The organism is Pseudomonas baetica, from assembly GCF_051216495.1.
In the GTDB taxonomy this organism is placed as follows: Bacteria; Pseudomonadota; Gammaproteobacteria; order Pseudomonadales; family Pseudomonadaceae; genus Aquipseudomonas; species Aquipseudomonas baetica_B.
Genome location: NZ_JBPKAM010000159.1, coordinates 1 through 9,038, shown reverse-complemented (window position 1 = coordinate 9,038; position 9,038 = coordinate 1). Strand labels below are relative to the sequence as shown.

Annotated in this window: 9 protein-coding genes; 8 read left to right on the top strand and 1 reads right to left on the bottom strand. The window is 59.1% G+C overall.

Annotated features, from left to right (window positions below; translation table 11 throughout):
• Positions 1-98: 98 nt before the first annotated feature.
• On the bottom strand, positions 99-1,031 hold the full coding sequence (locus ACSFE6_RS29635) for a lipid A biosynthesis lauroyl acyltransferase (protein ID WP_435430928.1): 933 nt from the start codon (positions 1,029-1,031) through the stop codon (positions 99-101).
• A 118-nt stretch (positions 1,032-1,149) separates the two neighbouring features.
• On the opposite strand from ACSFE6_RS29635, the gene minC reads away from it, so the two are divergent.
• From minC to ACSFE6_RS29595, 8 genes are all read left to right on the top strand, one after another.
• Complete coding sequence (gene minC / locus ACSFE6_RS29630; protein ID WP_435430927.1) at positions 1,150-1,887, top strand: septum site-determining protein MinC; 738 nt, start codon at positions 1,150-1,152, stop codon at positions 1,885-1,887.
• A 200-nt stretch (positions 1,888-2,087) separates the two neighbouring features.
• Positions 2,088-2,900: a septum site-determining protein MinD gene (gene minD / locus ACSFE6_RS29625; protein WP_435430926.1), complete on the top strand. Its 813-nt coding sequence runs from the start codon at positions 2,088-2,090 to the stop codon at positions 2,898-2,900.
• A gap of 3 nt (positions 2,901-2,903) precedes the next feature.
• Entirely contained in the window at positions 2,904-3,158 is a 255-nt protein-coding gene (gene minE, locus ACSFE6_RS29620; RefSeq protein WP_007974947.1) for a cell division topological specificity factor MinE, read from the top strand.
• 92 nt (positions 3,159-3,250) lie between these two features.
• A complete protein-coding gene (locus ACSFE6_RS29615) occupies positions 3,251-3,886 on the top strand; it encodes an RluA family pseudouridine synthase (RefSeq protein WP_435430925.1) in 636 nt (211 codons plus the stop codon).
• A gap of 151 nt (positions 3,887-4,037) precedes the next feature.
• Entirely contained in the window at positions 4,038-4,880 is an 843-nt protein-coding gene (locus ACSFE6_RS29610) for a hypothetical protein (protein WP_435430924.1), read from the top strand.
• A gap of 105 nt (positions 4,881-4,985) precedes the next feature.
• On the top strand, positions 4,986-6,275 hold the full coding sequence (locus tag ACSFE6_RS29605; protein ID WP_435430923.1) for a M18 family aminopeptidase: 1,290 nt from the start codon (positions 4,986-4,988) through the stop codon (positions 6,273-6,275).
• Between the two features lie 208 nt (positions 6,276-6,483).
• Complete coding sequence (locus ACSFE6_RS29600; RefSeq protein ID WP_435430922.1) at positions 6,484-6,660, top strand: hypothetical protein; 177 nt, start codon at positions 6,484-6,486, stop codon at positions 6,658-6,660.
• A gap of 78 nt (positions 6,661-6,738) precedes the next feature.
• Entirely contained in the window at positions 6,739-8,904 is a 2,166-nt protein-coding gene (locus tag ACSFE6_RS29595) for a mechanosensitive ion channel family protein (protein ID WP_435430921.1), read from the top strand.
• Positions 8,905-9,038: the final 134 nt, after the last annotated feature.

Sequence of the window (9,038 nt, the reverse complement as noted above, 5' to 3'; positions counted from 1 at the left end):
GTTTGGAGATGGCAGAGAAAGTGAGCTTGGGAGCTCAGAACCCCTGTTTTTTTTGTTCACCCCCCCCCCCCCCCCCCCCCCCCACAGGGTCCGATTGATCAACCGCGTTTGGCGTACAACTTGGGTTCGCCCGGTGGTCGGCTCTTGAAGCGGCGATGAGCCCAAAGGTATTGCTCCGGGCAGTCGCGCAACACGCCCTCGATCCACTGGTTGATGCGCAGGCAGTCCTCTTCCTCGGTTTCTCCCGGGAAGCCTTCGAGCGGCGTATGGATCACCAGGCGATAACCGCTGCCGTCCGCCAGACGCTCTTGAGTGAACGGCACCACCAGCGCCTTGCCCAGTCGCGCAAATTTGCTGGTAGCGGTGACGGTCGCTGCCTGAATGCCGAACAACGGTACGAATATGCTTTGCTTGGCGCCGTAGTCCTGGTCCGGTGCATACCAAATCGCCCGGCCTGAGCGCAGCAATTTGAGCATGCCGCGCACGTCTTCACGCTCCACCGCCAGCGAATCGAGATTGTGCCGCTCGCGGCCGCGACGCTGGACGTAGTCGAACAACGGATTTTTGTGTTCGCGGTACATGCCGTCGATGGTGTGTTGCTGGCCAAGCAGCGCGGCGCCGATTTCCAGGGTGGTGAAATGCACCGCCATGAGGATCACGCCCTTGCCGTCACGCTGTGCCTGCTGCAAATGCTCCAGCCCTTCGATGTGAGCCAGTTTCGCCAGGCGCTCGCGCGACCACCACCAGCTCATCGCCATTTCGAAAAACGCGATGCCGGTCGAGGCAAAGTTTTCCTTGAGCAGGCGCTTGCGCTCGGCTGCGGATTTTTCAGGAAAGCACAGCTCCAGATTACGCTTGGCAATGCGCCGTCGGTCGCCGGCCGCCCGATACATCAAGGCCCCCAGGACACGACCGATCCACAGCAATGCCGGGTATGGTAACTGGACAATCAGCCACAACAGCCCCAGGCCCAACCACAGCGGCCAGAAACGTGGAGATAGAAAGGATGTTCTAAAACTCGGGCGATCCATTGAAGCTTCCGCATAGACAGTGGCCGCGCATTCTACATCGTTCAACCCGGCTTGCGGCCCGCGGGCGTTCTCGTTATAAGTCTCGGCACTTTTAGTGACAAGTCGTTGTATGCCGACCATGAGCCAAACCGAACTGCTAGACCAAGATCCCGTGTTCCAGCTAAAGGGCAGCATGCTCGCCATTACGGTGCTGGAACTGGCCCGTAACGACCTCGAAGGCCTCGATCGGCAATTGGCCGCCAAGGTCGCCCAGGCCCCTGGTTTTTTCAGCAATGCACCGCTGGTACTGGCCCTGGACAAGCTTGCACCCAACGAAGGCGTGGTCGATCTGCCAGGCCTGATGCGCATCTGCCGCCAGCACGGCCTGCGGACCCTGGCGATTCGTGCCAGCCGCATCGAAGACATTGCGGCCGCCATCGCCGTCGACCTGCCGGTGCTGCCACCGTCCGGTGCCCGCGAGCGTCCGTTGGACCTGAACGAAGGCACTGTTGCGAAAAAACCGGAAAAACCACCGGAGCCCACCATCAAGCCGACGAAAATAATCACTTCGCCAGTACGCGGCGGGCAGCAGATTTATGCCCAGGGCAGCGATCTGGTGGTGATCTCCTCGGTCAGCCCGGGGGCGGAACTTCTCGCCGATGGCAACATCCATGTATACGGCCCCATGCGTGGTCGTGTATTGGCCGGAGTCAAAGGCGACACGAAAGCCAGGATTTTCTGTCAGCAAATGAGCGCTGAACTGGTCTCCATCGCTGGCCATTACAAGGTGTCCGAAGATCTGCGTCGCGACCCTTTATGGGGTTCGGGCGTACAGGTCAGCCTGTCCGGCGATGTGTTGAACATCATTCGGCTTTAACGGATACTGCCGCATTTTCCAAACATCTCTAAAACGTAGCGAAAACGGCTCAAACGAAGTAGGAAAAAGGCCACAAGCAGTGTTTACCCAGCGTAAATGCCGCCCAGAACCGAATTCCAGCCAAGGCTGTTCGACTGCAGTAGTGTTCAAGAGATGATTTTCAGGGGCTAAAAGTCCTTTTTCCTTAGGGGTGAAACACCTTGGCCAAGATTCTCGTGGTTACATCCGGCAAGGGTGGTGTGGGTAAGACCACCACCAGCGCCGCTATCGGTACCGGTCTCGCTCTGCGCGGCCATAAAACAGTGATCGTCGACTTCGACGTCGGTTTGCGTAACCTCGACCTGATCATGGGTTGCGAGCGTCGCGTGGTGTACGACTTCGTCAACGTTGTCAACGGCGAAGCCAACCTGCAACAGGCCCTGATCAAAGACAAGCGCCTGGAAAATCTCTACGTGCTGGCTGCCAGCCAGACCCGCGACAAAGACGCGCTGACCCAGGAAGGCGTGGAAAAAGTCCTGATGGAGCTCAAGGAGCAGTTCGAGTTCGTGGTCTGCGACTCTCCGGCCGGTATCGAGAAAGGCGCCCACCTGGCCATGTACTTCGCTGACGAAGCGATCGTCGTGACCAACCCGGAAGTGTCCTCGGTTCGTGACTCCGACCGCATGCTCGGCCTGTTGGCCAGCAAGTCCCGTCGCGCCGAACGCGGTGAAGACCCGATCAAGGAACACCTGCTGATTACCCGTTACCACCCTGAGCGTGTGAGCAAAGGCGAAATGCTCGGCGTAGAAGACGTCAAGGAAATCCTCTCGGTGACCCTGCTCGGCGTGATCCCTGAATCCCAGGCGGTGCTCAAGGCATCCAACCAGGGCGTTCCGGTGATCCTCGACGACCAGAGCGATGCCGGCCAGGCCTACAGCGATACCGTTGACCGCCTGCTGGGCAAAACCGTGGAACATCGTTTCCTCGATGTACAGAAGAAGGGATTCTTCGAGCGCCTGTTTGGAGGCAACTAAGCAATGAACCTTTTTGACTTCTTTCGTGCCAACAAAAAGCAAAGCACCGCGTCGGTAGCGAAAGAGCGTCTACAGATCATCGTGGCGCACGAACGCGGCCAACGCAGCACCCCGGACTACCTGCCAGCCTTGCAGAAGGAACTGGTCGAGGTGATTCGCAAGTACGTCAATATCGGGTCCGATGACGTGCATGTCGCACTGGAAAGCCAGGGCAGTTGCTCGATTCTGGAACTCAACATCACCCTGCCAGATCGCTGAGTCGATCCGGCGGAAGCCACGGCGGTTCAGGTCCCACGCGCTAATGCGGGGGGGCCTGAACCGCCGTTGCCGTTTGTTACGAGGCTGTTTTAATGCCGTTGTCCAACGTCCATATCCTTTATCAGGACGCCGCCATTCTGGTGGTGAACAAACCGACCCTGTTGCTCTCCGTCCCCGGCCGGGCCGACGACAACAAGGACTGCCTGATTACCCGTCTGCAGGAAAACGGCTATCCGGACGCACTCATCGTCCATCGGCTGGACTGGGAAACCTCCGGCATCATCCTGCTGGCCCGGGATCCCGATACACACCGTGAGCTGTCGCGACAATTCCACGACCGTGAAACCGAAAAAGCCTACACCGCACTGTGCTGGGGCCAGCCCGAGCTGGACAGCGGCAGCATTGACCTGCCACTGCGCTACGATCCACCGACCAAGCCGCGTCATGTGGTTGACCATGAATTCGGCAAACATGCCCTGACGTTCTGGCGCGTACTGGAGCGATGCGGCGACTGGTGCCGCGTGGAACTCACGCCGATCACCGGCCGCTCCCATCAATTGCGCGTGCACATGCTATCCATCGGCCACCCGCTGCTGGGCGACGGGCTCTATGCCCACGAACAAGCCCTGGCCGCCTGGCCGCGCCTATGTCTGCACGCCAGCATGCTCAGCTTCACGCATCCTCAGACCGGCGAACGCTTGCGCTTCGAGTGTCCTGCACCTTTTTAATTGACTCCCGACGTGAAAAAGCCCTTCCTTTGAAGGGCTTTTTTTATTTTCCGTTACAATTTACACGACATGAAAATGGCGTGAAAATATTGTCATATTTTTGTAATGAAACATAAAATGATGGCAATTAGATATCAGGCAGGATGCCCCCGTGCTTAGCAGTAAAACGCTCCAATGCGATTACCCCGTCACGTTCATTTTCGGCAACACCACCCTGCACCTGACCGAACAACCCAGTGTCGAAGCCCGGCAATCCCTGGAACAACTGATCAACAAACGGCGTGCTCAAAAGCTCACCCGCGCCAGCGCACCGCTGGCGTCGGGCGATACACCGCTGTTTGCCAAGGTTCAGCCGCTGGACACGTTGAAGGCTAAAGTTCGGGTGACGCTGGGCAAGCCTCAGCGTAATGGCCGGTTCGACTGGCCGCTGGAAGAACTGATGAATACCCTTGAGGCTCAGCGCCGTGGCGTACAAATGCCGCCGCTGCAAGGCTTTGGATACACCCGTGACCGGCTGGGCCTGACCCAGGAGTATTTCATTCTGACGCGTCTGCTCGAAGACTATGTCGATGGCGTGAAATGGCTGAAACGCAATCCGGAGAACGTGGGAACCTTCATTCTCAAAGCGTTCGAACTGCTCAGTTCATTGTCACGAAAGAACATCACGCACATGGATTTCTGGATCGGCAACATCATGATCCCCAAATCGACGCACAAACCGCTGAAAGCCATCGACTTTGAAAACTGCTTCGCGGGCTCTACAGCGCACCTCAGCGAAACCCTCGGATTCCAGCTCGGTTTTTTCTATCGCCGGGAGATTTATAAATTCATCACAGAAGCGGATTACGATCGGCTGGTCGATGGGTACATCGGACAGTTCACCGGTATATCCCGGGACAAGTTCGACCAGGTGTACCTGGCGAGCAAGCATGAACATGTCGGCCGCAAGCAACGTCGTGAAGTGTTCCTTAATGGCAATCTGATTACGGGCTGACCCAATACCCACGTCATTCGCCGCTCCCGAACACCACACGGCATTGTGTCTGCAATGCCGCGAGCCAATACGTTAAACTGGCGCCATTGCTGTCTGGAGCTACTTATGCGCGAAGAGTTGAACCAAGGCCTGATCGACTTCCTCAAGGCCTCCCCTACCCCGTTCCATGCCACCGCCAGCCTTGTTCAGCGTCTGGAAGCGGCGGGTTATCAACGCCTCGACGAGCGCGAGCCATGGCATACCGAGGCCAATGGTCGTTATTACGTCACCCGTAACGACTCTTCGATCGTCGCGATCAAAATGGGCCGTCACTCGCCGCTGCACGGCGGGATTCGCCTGGTCGGCGCCCACACCGACAGCCCGTGCCTGCGGGTCAAGCCGCAACCGGAGTTGCAACGCCAGGGCTTCTGGCAACTGGGTGTCGAAGTCTACGGCGGCGCCTTGCTGGCGCCGTGGTTCGACCGCGACCTGTCGCTTGCCGGGCGCGTAACCTTCCGCCGCGACGGCAAAGTCGAAAGCCAGCTCATCGACTTCAAGGCACCGATCGCCATCATCCCGAACCTGGCTATCCATCTCAATCGTGAAGCCAACATGGGCTGGGCAATCAACGCCCAAACCGAACTGCCACCGGTCCTCGCGCAATTTGCCGGTGACGAGCGCGTGGACTTCCGCGCCGTGATCACCGACCAACTCGCCCGCGAGCACGGCCTGAACGCCGATGTGGTGCTCGATTACGAGCTGAGCTTCTACGACACGCAAAGCGCTGCCGTCATCGGCCTGCACGGTGATTTCATCGCCGGTGCACGCTTGGACAACCTGCTGTCGTGCTACGCCGGCCTGCAAGCGTTGCTGACCGCCAACACCGACGAAACCTGTGTGCTGGTCTGCAACGATCACGAAGAAGTCGGTTCATGCTCGGCCTGCGGAGCCGATGGTCCGATGCTCGAACAAACGCTGCGACGCCTGTTGCCAGAAGGTGATGAGTTCGTACGCACCATCCAGAAATCCCTGCTGGTCTCGGCCGACAACGCCCATGGCGTACATCCTAACTACGCCGAGAAGCACGACGCCAACCACGGACCGAAACTCAACGCCGGCCCGGTGATCAAGGTCAACACCAACCAGCGCTACGCCACCAACAGCGAAACCGCCGGCTTCTTCCGCCACCTGTGCATGGCCGAGGAAGTCCCCGTGCAGAGCTTCGTGGTGCGCAGCGACATGGGTTGCGGCTCGACCATCGGCCCAATCACCGCCAGCCACCTGGGTGTACGGACCGTGGACATCGGCTTGCCGACCTTCGCCATGCACTCGATCCGCGAACTGTGCGGCAGCCATGACCTGGCGCACCTGGTCAAAGTGCTGAGCGCGTTCTACGCTTGCCGCGAATTGCCGTAATCCCAAAAACTTCGTCGGATCGCCGCCCGGAGCCGGCTCGCTCCCGCATTGGAATGCGTTTCAATTGTGGGAGCGAGCCTGCTCGCGAAGGCGTCTGCTCAGGCAACGCTGATTTCATGTTGTTGGCGACTCAAATTTGATACACCTCACCCTCCTCCATAAAAAACCCACCTAGACTCCAAACATCCCTCCAGACAAGGCTGTGCCCATGATCTCGTTGTCTTCGTTCCACGCCATGCTCGTTCCGATTCTCGCCGGGATGATCCTGCTGGCAATCGGTTTCAACTTTCGCGACAAGAACGCTGGCGTGTTCGCCATGTGGATCGGCATGCTGACGATCCTCGCCACCGTGGTCATCAAGATCCTCGCCAAGCTCAACGAATAAATACGCCCCCTCGACTCGCATTGATTCCGACGGGCTCGTACACTCGGTCGACCCGCTCACTCCGAGGTTGACCGCCCAGTGTTCGCCCGTCTTTTTGCCCTGCCCTGCCTCTTCCTTGTCTGCCTGATGACGCTGCTGCCAATGGCGCCTGCCCAGGCGGTGGGATTGCCAAGCCTGCTCAACAGTTCGGCGAAGACCCAGCCGGAGGCACAGGAACCCCTGGGGCAATCCCTCGACGAAGTGATCAAGTCACTGGAAAACGACCAGCAACGCACCAAACTGTTGGCGGATCTGAAGAAGCTGCGCGATGCCACGAAAAAGGCCCAGCCGACGACGGAAGAAGGCGTTTTGGGTTTGATCGGCGGGACCCTGGCCAATTTCGAAAAACAATTTACCGGTGCCGACAGTCCGCTCATGCGCTGGTCCAACGAGTTCGACCAGGCCCGGGACGAACTGACCGCGCTGGTGCTGCCAGCCAATGAGTGGCTGCCGATCATCTTTGCCTTCGCCATGATCCTGATGATCTGGAGCCTATTGGCGGCGGCGCTGATCTGGGTCAGCCATAGGGTACGCATGCGTTTCGGCCTGACCGAAGAACTGCCGCAACACCCCAGGGCCCTGGACATGTTGCGCTTTGCCCTGCGCAAGCTCGGTCCGTGGCTGATCGCGTTGGTCATCACCGTGTACATGAGCTACGCGCTGCCTTCGTCACTGGGTAAAAGCCTGGCCATGGTGCTGGCCTATGCACTGGTGGTCGGCACCTGCTTTTCGGCGATCTGCGTGATCGCCTTCTCCCTGCTCGACGGCCCGCACCGCCACCGCGCCTTGTACATCCTGCGGCATCAGGCCTTTCACCCGCTCTGGTTGATCGGTAGCTTCGCCGCGTTCGGTGAAGCCCTGAATGACCCGCGCCTGATCCAAAGTCTGGGTGTGCATCTGGCACATACCGCCGCCACCGTGGCCAACGTCCTGGCGGCACTGTCCACCGGATTGTTCATCCTGCGCTTCCGCCGCCCGATTGCCCATTTGATCCGCAACCAGCCGCTGTCCCGGCGCCTGACCCGCCGCGCCCTCAGCGACACAATCGAAATTCTCGGCACCTTCTGGTTCGTACCGGCGCTGGTGCTGGTGGGTATTTCACTGTTCGCGACGTTCATTTCGGCCGGCGATACCAGCACTGCCTTGCGTCAGTCGCTGATCTGCACCGTGCTACTGGTGTTATGCATGGTCATCAACGGCCTGGTACGCCGCCATGCCCTCAAACCGCAACGCGGTGCCAAGCGCCATGCGCTGTATTCCGAACGTCTGAAAAACTTCTTCTACACCCTCGCCCACCTATTGGTCTGGCTGGCTTTCATCGAACTCGGTCTGCGGGTGTGGGGCATGTCACTGATTGCGTTCACTGAAGGCGAAGGTCATGAGGTCAGCGTCAAACTGTTCAGCCTCGGCGGCACGCTGATCTTTGCCTGGCTGATCTGGATCCTCAGCGACACCGCCGTGCACCACGCCCTCACCCGCTCGCGCAAAGGCCTGGCCAACGCCCGGGCTCAGACGATGATGCCGCTGATCCGCAACGTGTTGTTCGTGGCAATTTTCATCATTGCGCTGATCGTTGCCCTGGCGAACATGGGCATGAACGTCACGCCATTGCTGGCCGGTGCCGGTGTGATCGGCCTGGCCATCGGTTTCGGCGCGCAATCGTTGGTAGCCGACCTGATCACCGGGCTGTTCATCATCATCGAAGATTCCCTGGCCATCGATGACTACGTGGACGTTGGCGGCCACCTCGGCACTGTCGAAGGCTTGACCATTCGCACCGTGCGCCTGCGGGACATCGACGGCATCGTCCACACCATTCCCTTCAGCGAAATCAAGAGCATCAAGAACTACTCCCGGGAATTCGGCTACGCGATCTTCCGCGTTGCCGTACCGGCCAGCATGGACATCGACAACGCGATCAAACTGATGCGCGATGTCGGCCAGAAAATGCGCACCGACCCGCTGCAACGGCGCAACATCTGGTCGCCATTGGAAATTCAGGGTGTGGAGAGTTTCGAATCCGGCAACGCGATCCTGCGCGCCCGGTTCAAGACTGCACCGATCAAACAGTGGGAGGTTTCCCGGGCGTTCAACCTGTCGCTGAAGCGGCATATGGATGAAGCCGGGATGGACCTGGCAACGCCGCGGATGAGCGTGCAGGTGATTACCGCCGGTGGTGGACCACAGAAGGATGTATCCGCCTGATAGGTGGGTTGGGCTTTCGGCCGTCTTCGCGAGCAGGCTCGCTCCCACAGTGGGTTTTTGCCCTCCACAGCCCCCCTTTTGGGAACAAACCTCTTCCCCAAAGACGCCACCAAAGCTCCCTTCTTCCCCCCCAC

Bases quoted from the DNA above. Each gene is read 5' to 3' on its own strand.
- minE (WP_007974947.1), top strand. From the start codon at position 2,904: ATGAACCTTTTTGACTTCTTTCGTGCCAACAAAAAGCAAAGCACCGCG.
- minC (WP_435430927.1), top strand. From the start codon at position 1,150: ATGAGCCAAACCGAACTGCTAGACCAAGATCCCGTGTTCCAGCTAAAG.
- ACSFE6_RS29635 (WP_435430928.1), bottom strand. From the start codon at position 1,031: ATGGATCGCCCGAGTTTTAGAACATCCTTTCTATCTCCACGTTTCTGG.
- ACSFE6_RS29615 (WP_435430925.1), top strand. From the start codon at position 3,251: ATGCCGTTGTCCAACGTCCATATCCTTTATCAGGACGCCGCCATTCTG.
- ACSFE6_RS29600 (WP_435430922.1), top strand. From the start codon at position 6,484: ATGATCTCGTTGTCTTCGTTCCACGCCATGCTCGTTCCGATTCTCGCC.
- ACSFE6_RS29605 (WP_435430923.1), top strand. From the start codon at position 4,986: ATGCGCGAAGAGTTGAACCAAGGCCTGATCGACTTCCTCAAGGCCTCC.